This window comes from Caballeronia sp. LZ029 (genome assembly GCF_031451275.1).
Lineage (GTDB): Bacteria > Pseudomonadota > Gammaproteobacteria > Burkholderiales > Burkholderiaceae > Caballeronia > Caballeronia jiangsuensis.
Genome location: NZ_JARUXO010000004.1, coordinates 840,601 through 857,870, shown reverse-complemented (window position 1 = coordinate 857,870; position 17,270 = coordinate 840,601). Strand labels below are relative to the sequence as shown.

The following is a 17,270-nucleotide window of genomic DNA, read 5'->3' as shown; positions in this document are numbered from 1 at the left end:
GCTTGTCTAAGTTCACGGCGTGTCGGTGCACCGCGCGGGCGAACATTCGCGCGCAGCGCTTCCCCCCCGGCACGCCGTGTATTTGGTCCCCGGATTCAGCTATCGATGCGGTATGAGCCGCATACCCCGCAGCGGTCGGCATTGTTTGGACAGCATCGTCGATCCGCTGAAAGAAGCGTATCTCCGCGTGGCCTGTTTTAACAATATGGTGCACCGCTAATTCGACTGACTATCGTGCGTCCGCCCACAAAATCGTGCGGGCACGCAACACGGCGCGAATCGCCCGAAATGCGCAAGCGTTTGCGCGTCGTCGGTTATGCGAAGCATCGAACACAACGGCCGATGCGGTAGCCATGTGTTATTTTTGCGAGCCATAGCAACGCAACGAAACAACGAGGAAACGAAACATGAAAGTCGCCGTCATGGGTGCGGGCGCGGTCGGTTGTTACTACGGCGGCATGCTCGCGCGCGCGGGTCACGAGGTCGTGTTGATCGCGCGGCAGCAGCATGTCGAAGCGATCGAACGCGATGGCCTGCGCCTCGACACACAGCATTTCGACGAGCGCGTGCGCGTGGCCGCGAGCACCGACCCGAGCGCGGTGAAGGGCGCGCAACTCGTGCTCTTCTGCGTGAAGTCCACCGATACCGAGAGCGCTGCAAAGGCGCTCGCGCCGCATCTCGAACACGATGCGTTGCTGCTCTCGCTGCAGAACGGCGTGGAGAATGCCGAACGCCTGCGCGAGTTGCTGCCGCAGGAAGCGGCGGCCGCGGTCGTGTATGTCGCGACCGAGATGGCGGGGCCGGGGCACGTCAAACACAACGGGCGCGGCGAGCTCGTGATCGAGCCGTCGACGAAAAGCGAGGAGGTCGCACGTGCGTTCGTCGAGGCGGGCGTGCCGACCGAAATTTCCGACAACGTGCGCGGTGCGCTGTGGGCCAAGCTCGTGCTGAATTGCGCGTACAACGCGCTGTCCGCGATCACGCAGTTGCCGTACGGAAAGCTCGTGCAGGGCGAGGGCATCACGCGCTCGATGCGCGATGTCGTCGACGAATGTCTCGCGGTGGCGAAGGCCGACAACGTGACCATTCCCGGCGACGTCGATGCCGCCGTGCGCCGCATCGCCGAAACGATGCAGAACCAGTATTCGTCGACGGCGCAGGACGTGGCGCGCGGCAAGAAGAGCGAGATCGATCATCTGAACGGGCTGATCGTGCGGCGAGGCGAGGCGCTCGGCATTCCGACGCCCGCGAACCGCCTGCTGCATGCGCTCGTCAAAGCGATCGAAAGCAAGGCCTCGTAGCGCACGATTCGCAGGTGTGTGAGGGCAAGGGCGGGCACGGCCGATGCTGAGTTATGCAGCACGCACAGAAAACACCGTGCGTAGCCCAACACACCGGAGGTTCACCATGAAATCGTTCGTCAAGGCTGTGGCCGTCGCCGCTGTAGTGGTGGCGCCGGCGCTCTCTTTCGCGCAGACCGATTCGTCGCTCACGCGCGCTCAGGTGAAGCAGGATCTGCGGCAGGTCGAAGCGGCCGGCTATGATCCGTCGCGCTCGGATCAGAGCTCGTATCCGTCGGATATCCAGGCCGCTGAAAGTCGCGTCGCGCGCCAGAACGGTGCATACGGCGGGACAAGTGCCGGCAGATCGGCTTCAGGCACGCGCAACATGATTCCGCCCCTGAATGACGACGGCACGAAGCCGGTTTATTTTGGCCGTTGATGAGGACGCGGCCGGGTTCTGCGCGTTCGGCGCAACGGCGCTACCATCGGTTCTTCCATTCGCTCTATCGCGTTCATGCGCAGGAAGACACTCATGGATAAAGCCGTCAAGATTCCCGGCCCCGATCATCCGATCACGGTCGAACCTAGCCCGATGCACGTGATCGTGAAGGCGGGCGGGCATGTCATCGTCGATACGACCAGGGCGCTATCCTTGCGCGAGGCATCGTATCCGGAGGTGCTGTATGTGCCGCGCGAAGACGTGGACATGACGAAACTCGAACGCACCTCGCACGCTACTTATTGCCCTTACAAAGGCGAATGCAGCTATTACAGCATCCCGTCGGGTGGACAAAAAGCCGCCAATGCAGTGTGGTCCTATGAGATGCCATACGACGCGGTTGCATCGATCAAGGATCATCTGGCGTTCTATCGCGATCGCGTCGATTCATTCGAAACTCGCGACGCCTGACACTCAATCGAGCAAGGTCTTGGCGCGGTGCTTGAGCATCGCGCTGAAGTCGTCGAGCCAGCCGACCGACAGACGCCAGCTTTGCCAGTAAAGGTCAACATCGAGGCGCGCGCCGGGCGACACTTCCACGAGCGCGCCACTTTCGAGTTGCGCCGCGACAAGACCTTGCGGACACATACCCCACGCAAGCCCGGACGTGCACGCGCGCACGAAGCCTTCGCCGTGCGGCACGATATGCGCGGGCGGCTCGATATCCACGCGGCTTACGCGTTTGACGAAGCGCTTCTGCAATTCATCCTTCTCGTTGAAATTGACGCATGGCGCGCGACGCAGCGCGTCACGTGTCAGTCCGTCAGCGAAATAACGCGCGAAATACGCGGGTGAGCACACGGCGCGATATCGCATGCGCCCGAGTTTCACCGAGCGCCAGCCGGGTACGGGTTCGGCCAGCGTGGTGATCGCGCCTTGCACGTCGCCTTCGCGAATGCGTTGCGCGGTGTGGTCCTGATCGTCCACGACGAGATCCAGCATCAGTTCGCGCTCGATGCAGAAGTCCGCAGCGGCGTCGATGAACCAGGTGCTCATGCTGTCGTCGTTCACCGCGATGCGCAGCTTCGCGCGCCGCTCGCTCGGCGCGCCCGGCAAGGCCGGCATCCGCCCGCCGAGTTCCGCTTCGAGCAATTGCACGCGTTCGGTGTGGCGACACAGCAGCGCGCCCGACGCCGTCGCCTCGCACGGCTGGCCGCGCTTGACGAGCAGGCTGCCGACGCGCTCTTCCAGCAGTTTCACGCGCTGCGAAACCGCCGACGGCGTGACGTTGAGATCGCGCGCGGCGCGCTCGAATGACCCCGTGCGCACGACGGCGAGCAACGCATCGAGCAGAGCGTAGTCGAGCATTAGCGTTCCTTAATCGAAATTAGAAAGTTTAGCTGTTTGAATGCGCGTTCAACGCGCAGACTACGGCTTTCCTCGATCCCGATCAAGCGACGCCATGCAACCGAATCCCTTCAAACTCGAACGTTATTTCGCGCGACATGAATTCACCGCGCGCCACTTGCTGTGCAGTTCCGATCCCGAATCGATGTCGATCGGCGAATTGCTCGCGTACGAACCCGATGCGATCGACGGATTGCGCGATACCTGGCTCGGCTATACCGAGTATCCCGGCGCGCCCGCGCTGCGACGCGAACTCGCGACGCTGTACGAGCACATCGATGCGGATGACATCATCGTGCACACGGGCGCGCAGGAAGCCATCTATTCGTTCATGCACACGATGCTCGCGCCGGGCGATCACGTGATCGTGCATATGCCGGGCTATCAGTCGCACTATGCGGTGGCCGAGGCGATGGGCGTGAGTGTATCGCCGTGGAAAGCGCGCGAGGAGGCGGGCTGGGCGCTCGATCCGGACGAACTCGACACGCTCGTCACGCCCGCCACGCGCGCGCTCGTGATCTGCGCACCGCACAATCCGACCGGCTATCTGCCGTCGCGCGAGGTGTTCGATGCGATCGTCGCGTTCGCGCGCAGGCATGGACTGTGGCTCTTCAGCGACGAGGTGTACCGCGGTCTGGAGCACGATCCCGCCGATCGCCTGCCCGCTGCGTGCGACGTGTACGAGCGCGCGATCTCGCTCGGCGCGCTTTCGAAGACGCATGGGCTCGCGGGTCTGCGCCTCGGCTGGATCGCGACGAAGAGCACGCAGGTGCTCGAACGCATGAGCACGTTCAAGGACTATCTCACCATCAGCAATAGCGCGCCGAGCGAGTATCTCTCGACGATCGCGGTGCGCCATACCGATGCGCTCATCGAACGCAATGTGTCGATCGTGCGCGCCAATCTGCGCGTGCTCGACGATTTCTTCGCACGTCACGCGGACCGCTTCGAGTGGCATCGTCCGCGCGCGGGCACCATAGGCTTCGTGCGTCTGAAACGCGGGCACGCCGGGCAGTTCTGTGCCGAACTGCTCGAACGCACCGGCGTGCTGCTGCTGCCTTCGACGCTCATCGATCACGGCGACGCGCATGTGCGGCTCGGTTTCGGCCGACGCAACATGCCCGAGGTCGTCGGGCTTCTCAACGCTTATCTGGAAGCGACCGCCACGAGCACAGCATCCTGACGATACGCGCCCGGATACATCTGCTTCAGATTCGCGACTTTCGGCAGATCGTTGATCGCGATATACGGGCTTTCCGGATGCTCCGTCAGGTAGTTCTGGTGATAGCCTTCGGCAGGATAAAAGCCCTTGTAGTCTTCGACCTTCGTGACGATCTTGCCGCTGTACACGTGCGCCTTGTCGAGTTGCGCAATATACGAATCGGCGATCTCGCGCTGCGCCGCGTTCGTCGGAAACACCGCCGAACGATATTGCGTGCCGTGATCCGGGCCTTGATAGTTCAGCTCCGTCGGGTTGTGCGCGACGGAGAAGAATATCTGCAAGAGCTTGCCGTAGGACACCTGCGCCGGATCGTAGGTGATGCGCACCGATTCCGCGTGACCCGTATCGCCTTCGCTGACGCGATCGTATTGCGCGGTATCGGCCGCGCCGCCCGCATAACCCGACATCACTTCCTTCACGCCGCGCACGTGCTGAAACACGCCTTGCACGCCCCAGAAGCAACCGCCCGCGAACACGGCGGTTTCCGTATGCACCGCGCCCGCGGTTTCGTCGTGCGCGGGTGGCGGAATCTTCACGGCGGCCTCGCTCGAATGCGCGACGCGCTGCAATGCGAACGCGCCCGCGAACAGCACGGCCACGCTCGCGGCCTTGAACGTCTTGCTGGTGGTCTTGAACATCTTTGCTCCTCGATGAGTCTCGTTCAACCGAACGTGAACGCGTACGCTTCGACCCCGGGGTCGAGAAATTCGATCGTGAACGTGCGATCCGCGACGGTGCCCGTCTGACGCACGAGTTGATAAAGGCGCTGCTCGGTCACGGTGCCGCTTCCGTCGGCCTGCACGTCGCTGCCGTGCGAAGCGCCCGGCGCCGCGCCGTCGATGCTCACGCGAAAGCGCACCGGCTTGCCGTCCTTCGACGGTCCGAGCACGAGATGCAGGTCGCGCGCATGAAAGCGATAGACGATGCGGCCCTTCGTGCCTTCGAGCGTCGCATGTTCCGCGCCCACTTTCCACGGACCCGCGAGTCCCCAGTCGTTCACGTCGAGCGCTTTCGGCGCGGCATAGTCGTGGAGGCGATCGCGCGTTTCGCCGCCCGGCGACATGAACTGCTCCGCGCGCTCGTAGCCGATATACGTCTCCGGCGAACGCATGTCCGTGTTGTCGGCCTGCATCATCGCGCCTTCGCCGATGGCATCGTCGGCGCTCTTCGACGTCATCGACATGGAAGGCGCTGCGCCGTGGCCCGCTTCGGCGAGCAGTTGCTGGATCACATGCTCGGAGTGCGCATAGTCGCCTTCGCCGAAGTGGTGATAGCGGATATTGCCCTGCGCATCGATGAAATAGTGCGCCGGCCAGTACTGATTGTTCAGCGCGCGCCAGATCGCAAAGTTGTTGTCGATGGCGACAGGATAGTCGATGCCGAGATCGTGAATCGCCTGCTTCACGTTATCGACGTTACGCTCGAATGCGAACTCCGGCGCATGCACGCCGATCACGACGAGTCCCTGATCGCGGTACTTCTGCGCCCAGGTCTTCACATACGGCAGCGTGCGCAGGCAGTTGATGCACGAGTACGTCCATACATCGACCAGCACGACCTTGCCGCGCAGCGCTTCCTTCGTGAGCGGCGGCGAGTTGAGCCATTGCACCGCGCCATCGAGCGACGGCAGCGTGCCTTCGACTGGCAGCGGCGCGGGGTTGGCCGACTTCGGCGGCTCGGTGCTCGCGCGCATCATCGCGCCATTGTTTGCGGGCTTTGCGGACATCATCATCGCGCCATTGTTTTTATCCGAGAGCTTGTCGACGAGCTGCTGTTCGATACCGGAGGTCGCCACCGTCGATACGCGAGCGAGCACGCCGGTATCGAGTCCGAGCGCGATCGCGACGACGCCGAGCAGCATCGCCGCGCCGATGCCGCGCCGCACCCATTCGCCCGCGCCCAGCGAGCGCTTCATCGCGGCGAACACGCGCCCGCCGATCAGCAATGCGACCGCGAGCGAGGTCGCCGCACCGGCCGCATAGGCGAGCAGCAGCAGCGTGGTGCCGGCGCTCGCGCCGTTGAGCGCGGCACCCGTCAGCACGAGGCCCAGGATCGGGCCCGCGCACGGCGCCCACAGCAGGCCCGTCGCGACGCCGAGCACGAACGATCCGCCGAAGCCCGGCTTGCCGTCGCCGCGCTGAGCGAAGGCGGTAAGGCGATTGCCCGCGCTGACGAGCGGATGCATCACGCGCTCGGCGACGCCCGGCAAGAGCAGCGTGAGGCCGAACACCGCGAGCAGCACGATCGCGGCCCAGCGGCCGTATTGATTGGCCTGCGTGACCCAACCGCCGCCCACGGCCGCGAGCGTCGCGACCACGGCGAACGTCAGGCCCATGCCCGCGAGCAGAGGCAGGCCGCTCTTCACGAACGGCTGGTCCGCGCGCGAGAACACGAAAGGAAGCACGGGCAGGATGCACGGACTGAGAATCGTCAGCGCGCCGCCGAGATAGGCAAGGACGATAAGCAACATGATGTTGTCGAGTCGGGGTTGATCGTGGTGTGAGCGCGGTTCAGGCCGCGCCCGGCGTGAAAGTCATCGCGACGCCGTTCATGCAATAGCGCAGGCCCGTGGGCCTCGGACCGTCGTCGAAGACGTGGCCCAGATGACCGCCGCAACGCCGGCAATGCACTTCCGTGCGCTCGACGCCGAACGAGCCGTCGATGCGCGTCGCGACCGCATGATCGAGCGGCGCCCAGAAGCTCGGCCAGCCGGTGTGACTATCGAACTTGGTGCGCGACGAGAACAGCGCCAGCTTGCAGCCCGCGCAACCGAACGTGCCCGCGCGATGCTCGTCGTTGAGCGGGCTGGTGTACGGCCGCTCGGTGCCTTCGCGCCGCAGCACGTCGAATTGCACCGGATTCAGCAGGCGGCGCCATTCGTCCTCGCTATGGACGATTTCGAAGCGTTCCTGCGACGGCGCTTGCGGCCCGGAACCGGCCGCGAGCGCGCGCAGGCGTCCGCCCAGCGCGAACGCGGCGGCGGCGGCCGCGGTGCCCGTCAGGAGAAAGCGGCGGCGGGTTTGCATGATGCGTGCCTCGTTTTCGAGTGGAATGCCTGCATCGTAGTCGCGCGCGCATCCCCGAGTCCTCACCGAAAGTTAAATTAAATGTGATACTTCGGCGCGCGCTTTTCTGCACAATGGCACAGTCGCCCGGCCATTTCATCTATGGATAGGGCGAGCATCATTCGACATTCGCTCATGGATCATCCGAAACGCATTCTGATCGTCGAAGACGACATGCATATCGCCGATGTGCTGAGTCTCAACCTGCGCGACGAGCGTTACGAAGTCGTGCATAGCGCCGATGGCGCCGAGGGCTTGCGCCTGCTGGAGCAGGGCGGCTGGGACGCGCTGATCCTCGATCTGATGCTGCCCGGCGTCGATGGCCTCGAAATCTGCCGCCGCGCGCGGGCCATGACGCGCTACACGCCGATCATCATCACGAGCGCGCGTTCCAGCGAGGTGCATCGCATACTCGGTCTCGAACTCGGCGCGGACGACTATCTCGCGAAGCCGTTCTCGGTGCTCGAACTCGTCGCGCGCGTGAAGGCGTTGCTGCGCCGCGTCGATGCGGTGGCGAAGGACTCGCGGCTCGACACGGGGCGCATCGAGGTCGCGGGCATCGCGATCGATCCGCTCGCGCGCGAAGCATGGGTCGATGGCGCGCGCATCGAGCTCACGCCGCGCGAATTCGATCTGCTGTATCACTTCGCGCGTCATCCGGGCAAGGTGTTCTCGCGCATGGACCTGCTCAATGCGGTGTGGGGCTATCGGCATGAAGGCTACGAGCACACCGTCAACACGCATATCAACCGGCTGCGCGCGAAAGTGGAGAAGGACGCCGCCGATCCGAAGCGCATTCTCACGGTATGGGGCCACGGCTACAAGCTCGCGGCGCAATCGCCCGAAGGCAAGGACGCCGCGCCGTGAAGCTCACGCTGTCTCAACGGCTCTTCGCGGTGTTTTGCGTGCTGCTGCTCGCGTGCTGCGGCGCGTCGGCGTGGCTGCAAATCCGCGCGAGCGATCTGCGCGAGAAGGAGGTCATCCAGAGCCTCTCGCGCGAGCTCGCGGCGCACATCGCCCATGACGGCGCGCTCGCCGGTGTGAACGGTTTCGACGCGCCCGCCGTGCGCCGTCTCTTCAGTCAGTTGATGGTGGTGAATCCGAGCGTCGAGGTCTATCTGCTCGATGACACGGGCCGCGTGCGCGCCGACGATGCGCCGCCGGGGCACGTGAAGCGCGATCGCGTCGATCTCGCGCCGGTGCGTCAATTTCTCGATGGCGCTCCGTTGCCGATCCTGGGCGACGATCCGCGCAGCGACGACAAGCGCAAGGTGTTCAGCGCCGCGCCGCTCGCCGCGCCCGGCAAGCCGCCGTTCGGTTATGTCTATGTGGTGCTGCTCGGCGAGGAGCATGACGCGCTGGCGGCGAAGGCATCGGCGAGCGCGGTGTTGCGCACCACGCTCGCATCGATGGGCCTCGTCACCTTGCTCGGGCTCGTCGCGGGCGTGGTCGCGTTCGGGCTCGTCACGCGGCCGCTGCGACGGCTCACCGAAGCGATGCGCAAATTCGACGCGCGCGGCGCGCCCGCGGAACCGCCTTTGCCGTCGATGCAGAGAGCAAGCGCAGCCGACGTGCGCGAGAACGAACGCGACGAGATCGTCGTGCTCGAAAGCGCGTTTGCGCAGATGGCCGAGCGCATCGGCGAGCAATGGCGCGCGCTTGGACGACAGGATCGCGAGCGTCGCGAGATGGTCGCGAATATCTCGCATGATCTGCGCACGCCGCTGTCGTCGCTGCATGGCTATCTGGAAACGCTGTCGCTCAAGTCCGACACGCTTCCCGATACCGACCGGCGACGTTATCTGTCGATCGCGCTTGCTCAGAGCGCGAAGGTCGGTCATCTCGCGCAGTCGCTGTTCGAGCTCGCGAAGCTCGAACACGGCATGGTCGCGCCGGAAGCCGAACCCTTCTCTTTGACCGATCTCGTGCAGGACGTATTCGAGAAGTTCGAACTGTCCGCTCAGTCCCGGGGCGTGCACCTGAATGCGCAGATCGCGCCGCGCTTGCCGAGTGTCGTGGCGGATCTCGGCATGATCGAACGCGTGCTCACCAATCTGCTCGACAACGCGATTCGTCACACGCCCGCGCAAGGCACGGTGGACGTGACGCTGGCACATGGGCGCGAACATGCCGATCGCGTCGAGGTCACGGTCAGCGACACCGGCACGGGCATTCCGCCCGCAATGCGGGAAGCGCTGTTCCAGCGTCCGTTCGCTTCAGGTGGCGCGCATCGTGGCGGACTTGGCTTGCTCATCGTGCAACGTATGCTGCAACTGCACGGCAGCCAGATTCGCATGATCGATACGGAAGGCGCGGGCACGACCTTTCGCTTCGACCTGCCCGCCGCGGTCGCGCAGACCGGCGACGGCGCGCCGCACGTGCACGGATGGCGCGGATAAAAAAAAGCCCGACATTCCTGTCGGGCTGAATGGGATGGTCATCGCCTGCGCCTGATCGCGCCGTTGGAATGCGCGTGCGGCGTTGCCCGGTCTGACCATCCGCGTGGACGTTCGAGTGAAAGCCGATTCGCAGCGGGCTGCAAGGCAGCGGTATCGAACCGCAATGCTGTCGGCGTCATGCGATACGTTTTAGGCTCATAGCCTTAAACCAGTCTTAAGGACTGTGCCGTGCGTAGGGCCGTGCGTTAGGGCGTCACGCCAGACAAGGCAATCGTTGCGCATTCGCTTAAGTGCGTTCTCTAAAGCGGCTTAATCGTTTCTTTTAGCGTTGCTTCCCGCTGCATTGCGAATACGCCAGGCTCGAAACTACGCAGAATGACAGCCACGTGAAAAAGCGCAGCGTTCTTCCATGCGGAAACTTTTCTTGGTTTCCCGCAATATGTTTGCTAGCATGTAATCGGGTCACAGCCGCCATGTGAGCTTTCGGTCAAAAGTACGGCGCTGTGGCGTGGGATTCAATAGGGCCCATCGAGGCCAATTATGAGTAAAGCGCCCAAGATTGGCGCTTGCTATTGTATTGCCCGTACCATCGTATTTCGTCAGTCCACTGCTGCGCAGGCGGCCGTGTGACATCGTGCGGGACGTCGCCGTGCATTGCGCAATACCTGATAAGCATCGACGTTTAACGTATTTCGCATTCTTGGCTACTTGCGCTGTTTCTTTTGGCGCGGGAAATAAAAACGCCTGGCTTTTATAAAACGTATTTAGCCGAAGTTTCGAAGACAGTGTGCTTTAGCGTAGCTGCGTTGTGCAACACATTTATAAAGATGCACACGAAGCGACGTCGCGCAGTAGCGAGCGTCGCGCTTATCTCTTGGCGTCGCAGGTGATTTCCAGGCAACCGGTTACCGTCATCGATTTTTAGTGACGGTGGAATGTCGCACGCATACGATCCGCGCACAATGCGGGAGGACATGTGGAAACGGAACTCAGTCAACGGCTTGCGAAAGCGTTATGGCGTTGTGCCGCGCACGGGCATGTGCTGACCTATCAGCGTTTTCATGCGCAATGCGACAAGAGCGTGCCTTTGCCTCAGCGCTACGCCGCGCTGGAATCGGCGATCAAGACGCTCGGCGATGTAAGCAACCTCGACTACGGCGTGCTCATGGCGCTCGACAACGGCCTGCCGGGCGCGGAGTTCTTCCAGCGCTATCTGCGTTATCGTCATGGGGAATACGTGATGCAGATGGGCGATCCGAAATATCAACGGCAGACCCTCGCGCGCAAGCGTACGCTCGTCGCGCGCGAACGCGATCGCGTGTATGCCCATGCACGCACGATCGAAGAGGAAAGGGCGAAACAGGCGGCGTAGCCGAAAATCATGCCGCGGCCTCGTCCGTTTCCCCGAGGCCGGCCTGCGCCAGCACCCACTCGCAGAAACATTTCACTTTCTCGACTTCGCGTTCCTTGACGCGATAGGAAAGAAAGTGCGTCTCTTTGGCGAGCGGAGCGAACACACCCGCGCCCAGCTCGATCAGATCGCCGCGCGCAAGCTCGCGCTCGGCGAGGCGCGTCGTTTCCAGCGCGACGCCCATGCCATCCACCGCCGCCGATATCGCGAGCGCCGCACGGTCGAACGAAGGGCGCGGCCCGCGCGGCATTTCGAGGCCGTTGAGCGCGAACCATCCCGGCCATGTCACGCGGCTCAGTTGCGAGTCGATCAGCGTCATCCTAGCGATCTGCTCCGCAGCCGGCACGCCATCCTTCAACAGCGAAGGCGAACACATCGGGATGATGCGCTCCGTGCCCAACGCGCGCGAGACGACGCCCGGACGCTCATGCGCAAAGCCATACGAGATGGCGACATCGACCTCGCGCGCGCGGACGAGATCGGCGGGCTCCGCGTCCGATGACAAACGGATCGTCACGTTCGGATGCGTCTGCATGAATGCAGGCAGACGCGGTCCGAGCCATTTCACCGCGAAGCTCGGCGCGCAGTGAACGGCGAGCACTTGCGCGAGCGGATCGAGCGTCACTTCGGCGCATGCGGCTTCGATCACATCGAACACACGTCCGAGGCTCTCATGCAGACGCCGGCCTTCGGATGTCGTCTCCACACGCCGGTTGCGCCGATGAAAAAGCGGCCTGCCGAAATACTGTTCGAGTTCCTTCACCTGATGGCTGATCGCCGATTGCGTGAGATGAAGCTCGCTTGCGGCAAGCGTAAAGCTTTCGAGCCGCGCGGCGGCTTCGAATGCGCGTAGGAGGACGAAGTTAGGGATGCGCCTCATGGAAACACCTTATGCATGAGCCCTCGTCATGGTTCTATGAACAGGCATCGTTTGTCTTTCGGGTGCGAGGTGACGAACATGTGAGCGATCAAGACGCATCACATAACCAGGAGACAGAGCATGAGTTCCCACAGTCCGGTTGCGTATCTGACGGGCGACGAGTCGTCCACGTATGCGAAGGTGACATGGCGTCTGCTGCCATTTCTTTTCGTGTGTTACCTCTGCGCGTATCTCGATCGCATCAACGTGAGCTTCGCCAAGTTGCAGATGCTCAACGACCTGCATTTCAGCGAGGCCGTCTATGGCGCGGGCGCGGGCGTGTTCTTCGTCGGTTATCTGCTGTTCGAAGTGCCGAGCAATCTCATTCTGCTGCGCGTGGGCGCGCGGCGCTGGATCGCGCGCATCATGGTGACGTGGGGCGTCATCTCGGCGGGCATGATGTTCGTCACCACGCCGACGAGCTTCTATGTCATGCGCTTTCTGCTGGGCGTTGCCGAGGCGGGCTTCATTCCCGCGATCCTGCTCTATCTCACGTACTGGTTTCCCGCGTCGCGCAGAAGCAAGGTCACGGCGCTTTTCATGACAGGCATTCCGATGTCCGGCGTCGTCGGCGGTCCGCTGTCTGGGTGGATCATGACGCATATGAGCGGCGCGCACGGCATAGCGGGATGGCAATGGCTCTTCCTGCTCGAAGGCATTCCGACAGCGATCTTCGGCGTGGTCGCGTACTTCTATCTCGACGACAAGGTGGCCGATGCGAAATGGCTCAGCGATTCGCAAAAGGCCATGCTCGAAGCCAATCTGCGCGACGAAAAGCCCGCTCATGCGCTGCATTCCGTGCGCGACGGTCTGCTGCATCCGAAGGTGTTGTTGCTCTCCGTGACTTACTTCTTCTTCACGATGGGCCTCTATGGCGTGAGCTTCTGGCTGCCGACGCTCGTGAAGGCGAGCGGCGTCACCGATCCGCTCAACATCGGCCTGCTCGCGGCGATTCCCTATGCGGCTGGCGCGATTGCGATGCTCGCAGTCGGCCATAGCTCCGACAAACATGGCGAGCGCCGCTGGCATCTGGCGGGCGCGGGCTTCGTCGGGGCGATCGGACTGTATCTGAGCGTGGTCTATGCGCACTCGACGCTCTTCGGCATGATCGGCCTCACGCTCGCGACGATGGGCGTCGTCACGACCATCTCGCAGTTCTGGGTCCTGCCTCCCGCGATTCTCAGCGGCGGCGCGGCGGCTGCGGGCCTGGCGCTCGCGAATTCCGTCGGCAGCATCTCGGGCGTCGTGAGTCCGTGGGTCATCGGCGTGATCCAGACGCATTCGGGCTCGACCGGCAGCGGCGTGCTGGGTCTCGCGGCGAGCTGCGTGATCGGCAGTCTGCTCGTGTTCGCCGTGCCGGCCGCGCTCGTGAACAGCCGCCGCCGCAACGATTGAAGAACGCGCGCAGGGAAGGACGGCCCCGTGAAAGCGGGGCCGTTGGTCTGTCATCACGTCGCGCCCGCTTCCCGGTCGCGCTGCTCGCTCAGCACGAGGCCGAGCCGCTCGACGAGGTTCTTGCGCGCGTTCGCGGTATGCAGATCGGTGAGTTCCGCGGCGCGCTGTCCGTCGCCTTCGGTGATGGCGGTGGCGATGGCAGCATGTTCGTCCCAGATCGATTTGCGTTGTCCCGATGCCTGGAGCACGGCGCCCATCACGCGGCGCAGATGGACCCAGTGCGTCTGCGCGGTCTCGGCGATCAGGGGATTGCCCGACGCTGCATAGATCGCGTTGTGGAAGGCCATGTCGGCATCGATCATCGCTTTCACGTCGTCGCTCTTCGAGGCGCGCCTGCCGTTGGCAATGATCGATTTGTCGATCTTCGCTCCGCGTTCGGCGGCAAGGCGCGCGGCGAGCGAATCGAGCGCGCCGCGAATCTCATAGAGATGACTGATCCACGCGGGATCGAGCGGGGTCACGAGCAGACCGCGTCCGGGGGCATCGACGACGAGGCCGTCTTTCTTCAAGAGACGCAGCGCCTGAAGAACGGGCGAGCGCGAGACGGCGAGCTGCTCGGCGATCTCTTCCTGCGTGATGCGCGTGCCGGGCGCGAGCGAACCGGAGCTGATGGCGTCGAGCAGCACCTTGTAGACCTCGTCCACGTAGTCGGTGCGAGCCTGAAGCTTGAGAAGTTTGGCGGGCATGATATCGGCCGTAATTTCTGGATACAGAATACGGCAAGGTTACAGCGCGCCGGTGCGGCGCGTCAACGCGCATCGTCGCGGCGGCTGACCGCATTCAGGTTTACCCATAGAGACAAGGCCGCTTCACGTCGCTAATCTTTGTATACAGAGTTCGGAGTTCGGTAACCGAAATACAGGACTCAGGCATCAATTCATTCAACCCCACTCGAAACAGGATCTCCCATGACCATCAAATCGGACAAGCTGGAAGGACAGAAGAGCAGCGGCGGCCCGGCCGCGACAGTCAAGAAGCTGGTGCCGTATGGCGGTTACTACGTGAACAAGGTGCCGGGCCACGATCCGGAGCTGACGGAAACCGGACCGGGCACGCCGATGGGCGAGTACATGCGCGCCTTCTGGCATCCGGTCTGCATGTCGATCGAGCTGACCGACACGCCTCGCTTTCTCAAGATTCTCAACGAAGAACTGGTGGCGTTCCGCGACGGCAGTGGGCGGATCGGCCTGCTGCATGCGCATTGCGCGCATCGCGGCGCATCGCTCGAATACGGCGCGATTCAGGAGCGAGGCATCATGTGCTGCTATCACGGCATGGTGTTCGACGTGGACGGCGCATGTCTACATGTGCCTTTTCCGAAAGGCGAGGAGAAGGAGGCGGAAAAGTACGCCTGCTCCATTCGTCAGGGCGCGTATAAGGCGGTCGAGCGGCACGGTCTCGTGTTCGCATATATGGGGCCGCCCGAGAACGAGCCGCCGTTTCCCGAGTGGGAAGGCGATTACACGGTGATGCCCGGCGACGAGCTCGTGCCCTATAGCAACTTTCAGCATTGCAACTGGCTGCAAGTACAGGACAACGCGGCCGATAACTTTCATCCGACCGCATTGCATGCGGCAAAGAACGTGGTGAAAGGACAATTCCAGGGCACGACATTCGATGAAGTCGGCGCAGCCTCTATGGAAGTGGCGCCCGACATGCACTTCCAGCCGGTCCAGCAAGGCCGCAGCCTCGCGTGCGCGGGTGCGCGCCGCGTCAACAAGGACCGCTTGTTCATTCGCGTTCAGCATCAGGTGTTGCCGAATCTGAGCCTGCATGCCTATACGTCGGAAGACGGCTCGCAGAAAAAACTTTTCAGCCGCTTCCATATCATTCGCTGGACGGTTCCCGTCGACGATGAAAACAGCAAGATGATCGGCTGGCGCGTGATGGGTCCGGGCATCGATACGCGCGGCGTCGGCAAGAAGGAACTGGTGGGTTACGAATCGATCGATTTTCTCGACGGCCAGGTCGCGATGCGCCGTCCCGAGCGCTTCGGCGATTACACGATCGAGGACATCGTGCCGATTCCGACGAATCATCGCGAGCGCGCGAACTACAAGCAGGCCCAGTACGCGCCCGGCGACTACGAGGCGATCATCAGTCAGCGGCCGGTCGCGGTGCATGCACTGGAAAATCCGACGAAATTCGATGCCGGTGTCTTCGTGTTTCGCAAGATGCTGCGCGATGCAGTGCGCGGCTCGAACCCGGCCGCATCCGCGCAAAATTTCGCGGAATGGTTTCGCGAGAACGCGGGCGCGCCGAACAGCTTCTGCTCCGGCAACGTGTTCGAGATTCCTGAAGGCGAAACCGTCGAGGAAGAAGTGGTGCGCCGCCGCAAGGTGACCAAGCAGATCGTCGCGATTCTCGCGGAAAGCGAGCAGTTCAAGGGCGCAGCGCGCGCCGCATTCGTACGCGAGCGCTTCGAGGAACTCGAGCAAACGATGAAGCAATAACGCGGGCGACGCGCGGGCGCATTGCGCGCTCGCGATGCCGGAACATCGATTCGAGGAAATACGATCATGTCGACACAACCCATCTCAACTGATGCGCATGAGCACACTTTGAAACTGCTCGTGCGTCAGGTCCGGTTCGAAGGCCGGGGCATCAATTCATATGAACTCGTCGATCCGGAAGGCGCGCAATTGCCGTCTTTCACGGCGGGCGCGCATATCGACATTCATCTCGCGGACGGCGTCGTGCGGCAATATTCGATCAGCAATGCGCCGCGCGAACGACATCGCTATGTGATCGTAGTATTGCGCGATGAGCGCGGACGCGGCGGATCGAAGGCGCTTCACGATCAATTGCGCGTGCAGGATATCGTGCGCGTGAGCCGGCCTCGCAATAACTTTCATCTCGTCGACGGCGCGCGTCGCGTGTTGCTGATAGCGGGCGGCATCGGCGTCACGCCATTGAAGGCGATGGCGCATGAACTCGACGACGCGGGCGTCGATTACGAAATGCATTACTGCGCGAAAGATGCGCGCAGCGCCGCGTTCGCCGAGGAATTCGAGCCGATGCGCGCGAGCGGACGCCTGCATTTTCACTTCGATGGCGGCGATCCTTCGGCGGGCCTCGATATCCGCGATCTGCTGAACACGCCGCGCGAAGGCGAGCACGTCTATTACTGCGGTCCGGGCGGCTTCATGAAAGCGTGCGCGGACGCGGCTCAGCATTGGCCGACAGGCACCGTGCACTTCGAGCACTTCAAGGCGCCTGAACGCGCTCCAGGCGAACAGGCCGCCAACGATGCGAGCGATAGCTTCATCGTGCGTATCGCGAGCACGGGGCAGGAGATCGAAGTCACGAAAGACGAGAGCATTGCCGAAGCGCTGGCCGGGGCGGGCGTGGCGATGGAAACGTCATGTTGCGCAGGCTTGTGTGGAACGTGCAAGGTGCGCTATCTGCAGGGCGAGGTCGAACACAACGACTGCATTATGAGCGACGAAGAGAAGGCCGACTTTCTCACCGCATGTGTATCGCGTGCGACGAGCAGGCTGCTCGTTCTCGATCTCTGATCAACTGAATGGACCGACGACGAGGTCGGTCAACCTGTCGTCATGCGGGCAAATCTTCTGAAACGCAATGAGCGGCAGCGAACACAAGCTATGCCATTCGCGCCAAGACATAGTTCGTTTGCACATATTCGCCCTGCCGGACAGCGTTACGC

General features: G+C 62.8%; 16 protein-coding genes. 10 read left to right on the top strand and 6 right to left on the bottom strand.

What is annotated here, in order from left to right; all coding sequences use genetic code 11:
• Window positions 1-407 precede the first annotated feature (407 nt).
• The 3 genes from QCE73_RS29945 (at window position 408) to QCE73_RS29935 (ending at window position 2,193) form a co-directional block, all read left to right on the top strand.
• The gene (locus QCE73_RS29945; RefSeq protein WP_309884778.1) at window positions 408-1,301 is read left to right on the top strand and encodes a ketopantoate reductase family protein; all 894 of its coding nucleotides are present in this window, start codon (window positions 408-410) and stop codon (window positions 1,299-1,301) included.
• A 106-nt stretch (window positions 1,302-1,407) separates the two neighbouring features.
• Window positions 1,408-1,722 carry a DUF4148 domain-containing protein gene (locus QCE73_RS29940; protein WP_309884777.1) on the top strand — a complete coding sequence of 105 codons (315 nt, stop codon included), beginning with the start codon at window positions 1,408-1,410 and terminating at the stop codon, window positions 1,720-1,722.
• 93 nt (window positions 1,723-1,815) lie between these two features.
• The gene (locus QCE73_RS29935; RefSeq protein ID WP_309884776.1) at window positions 1,816-2,193 is read left to right on the top strand and encodes a DUF427 domain-containing protein; all 378 of its coding nucleotides are present in this window, start codon (window positions 1,816-1,818) and stop codon (window positions 2,191-2,193) included.
• A 3-nt stretch (window positions 2,194-2,196) separates the two neighbouring features.
• Here QCE73_RS29935 and QCE73_RS29930 read toward each other — a convergent pair whose 3' ends face one another.
• On the bottom strand, window positions 2,197-3,090 hold the full coding sequence (locus tag QCE73_RS29930; RefSeq protein ID WP_309884775.1) for a LysR family transcriptional regulator ArgP: 894 nt from the start codon (window positions 3,088-3,090) through the stop codon (window positions 2,197-2,199).
• Window positions 3,091-3,184: 94 nt separating this feature from the next.
• Here QCE73_RS29930 and QCE73_RS29925 point away from each other — a divergent pair, with 94 nt between their 5' ends.
• Window positions 3,185-4,312, top strand: a complete 1,128-nt coding sequence (locus QCE73_RS29925) for an aminotransferase class I/II-fold pyridoxal phosphate-dependent enzyme (RefSeq protein WP_309884774.1) — start codon at window positions 3,185-3,187, stop codon at window positions 4,310-4,312.
• On the opposite strand, the gene msrA is transcribed toward QCE73_RS29925, so the two are convergent.
• The 3 genes from msrA to msrB are packed head-to-tail and all read right to left on the bottom strand — an operon-like array spanning window position 4,276 to window position 7,377.
• Window positions 4,276-4,989 carry a peptide-methionine (S)-S-oxide reductase MsrA gene (gene msrA, locus QCE73_RS29920; RefSeq protein ID WP_309884773.1) on the bottom strand — a complete coding sequence of 238 codons (714 nt, stop codon included), beginning with the start codon at window positions 4,987-4,989 and terminating at the stop codon, window positions 4,276-4,278. The genes QCE73_RS29925 and msrA overlap by 37 nt on opposite strands.
• 23 nt (window positions 4,990-5,012) lie before the next feature.
• Window positions 5,013-6,821 (bottom strand): cytochrome c biogenesis protein DipZ, encoded by a 1,809-nt coding sequence (locus QCE73_RS29915; RefSeq protein WP_309884772.1) that lies wholly within the window; start codon window positions 6,819-6,821, stop codon window positions 5,013-5,015.
• A 40-nt stretch (window positions 6,822-6,861) separates the two neighbouring features.
• The gene (msrB, locus tag QCE73_RS29910) at window positions 6,862-7,377 is read right to left on the bottom strand and encodes a peptide-methionine (R)-S-oxide reductase MsrB (RefSeq protein ID WP_309884771.1); all 516 of its coding nucleotides are present in this window, start codon (window positions 7,375-7,377) and stop codon (window positions 6,862-6,864) included.
• Window positions 7,378-7,551: 174 nt separating this feature from the next.
• On the opposite strand from msrB, the gene QCE73_RS29905 reads away from it, so the two are divergent.
• The 3 genes from QCE73_RS29905 (at window position 7,552) to QCE73_RS29895 (ending at window position 11,187) form a co-directional block, all read left to right on the top strand.
• Window positions 7,552-8,283: a response regulator transcription factor gene (locus tag QCE73_RS29905; RefSeq protein ID WP_035501843.1), complete on the top strand. Its 732-nt coding sequence runs from the start codon at window positions 7,552-7,554 to the stop codon at window positions 8,281-8,283.
• Window positions 8,280-9,815 (top strand): HAMP domain-containing sensor histidine kinase, encoded by a 1,536-nt coding sequence (locus tag QCE73_RS29900; protein WP_309884770.1) that lies wholly within the window; start codon window positions 8,280-8,282, stop codon window positions 9,813-9,815. The genes QCE73_RS29905 and QCE73_RS29900 overlap by 4 nt, the downstream gene beginning before the upstream one ends.
• A 976-nt stretch (window positions 9,816-10,791) precedes the next feature.
• A complete protein-coding gene (locus QCE73_RS29895; protein ID WP_309884769.1) occupies window positions 10,792-11,187 on the top strand; it encodes a hypothetical protein in 396 nt (131 codons plus the stop codon).
• Between the two features lie 7 nt (window positions 11,188-11,194).
• Here QCE73_RS29895 and QCE73_RS29890 read toward each other — a convergent pair whose 3' ends face one another.
• The gene (locus QCE73_RS29890; RefSeq protein WP_309884768.1) at window positions 11,195-12,106 is read right to left on the bottom strand and encodes a LysR substrate-binding domain-containing protein; all 912 of its coding nucleotides are present in this window, start codon (window positions 12,104-12,106) and stop codon (window positions 11,195-11,197) included.
• 120 nt (window positions 12,107-12,226) lie between these two features.
• Between QCE73_RS29890 and QCE73_RS29885 the strand changes: the two genes are divergently transcribed.
• Window positions 12,227-13,540, top strand: coding sequence for an MFS transporter (locus QCE73_RS29885; RefSeq protein WP_035501848.1), 1,314 nt, complete (start codon window positions 12,227-12,229; stop codon window positions 13,538-13,540).
• 53 nt (window positions 13,541-13,593) lie between these two features.
• On the opposite strand, the gene QCE73_RS29880 is transcribed toward QCE73_RS29885, so the two are convergent.
• The gene (locus tag QCE73_RS29880) at window positions 13,594-14,286 is read right to left on the bottom strand and encodes a GntR family transcriptional regulator (RefSeq protein WP_309884767.1); all 693 of its coding nucleotides are present in this window, start codon (window positions 14,284-14,286) and stop codon (window positions 13,594-13,596) included.
• 222 nt (window positions 14,287-14,508) lie between these two features.
• Between QCE73_RS29880 and QCE73_RS29875 the strand changes: the two genes are divergently transcribed.
• Together QCE73_RS29875 and QCE73_RS29870 are read left to right on the top strand one after the other, a co-directional pair.
• The gene (locus QCE73_RS29875; protein ID WP_309884766.1) at window positions 14,509-16,053 is read left to right on the top strand and encodes a Rieske 2Fe-2S domain-containing protein; all 1,545 of its coding nucleotides are present in this window, start codon (window positions 14,509-14,511) and stop codon (window positions 16,051-16,053) included.
• A gap of 66 nt (window positions 16,054-16,119) precedes the next feature.
• Window positions 16,120-17,118, top strand: coding sequence for a PDR/VanB family oxidoreductase (locus tag QCE73_RS29870; protein WP_309884765.1), 999 nt, complete (start codon window positions 16,120-16,122; stop codon window positions 17,116-17,118).
• The last annotated feature ends 152 nt before the right edge of the window (window positions 17,119-17,270 follow it).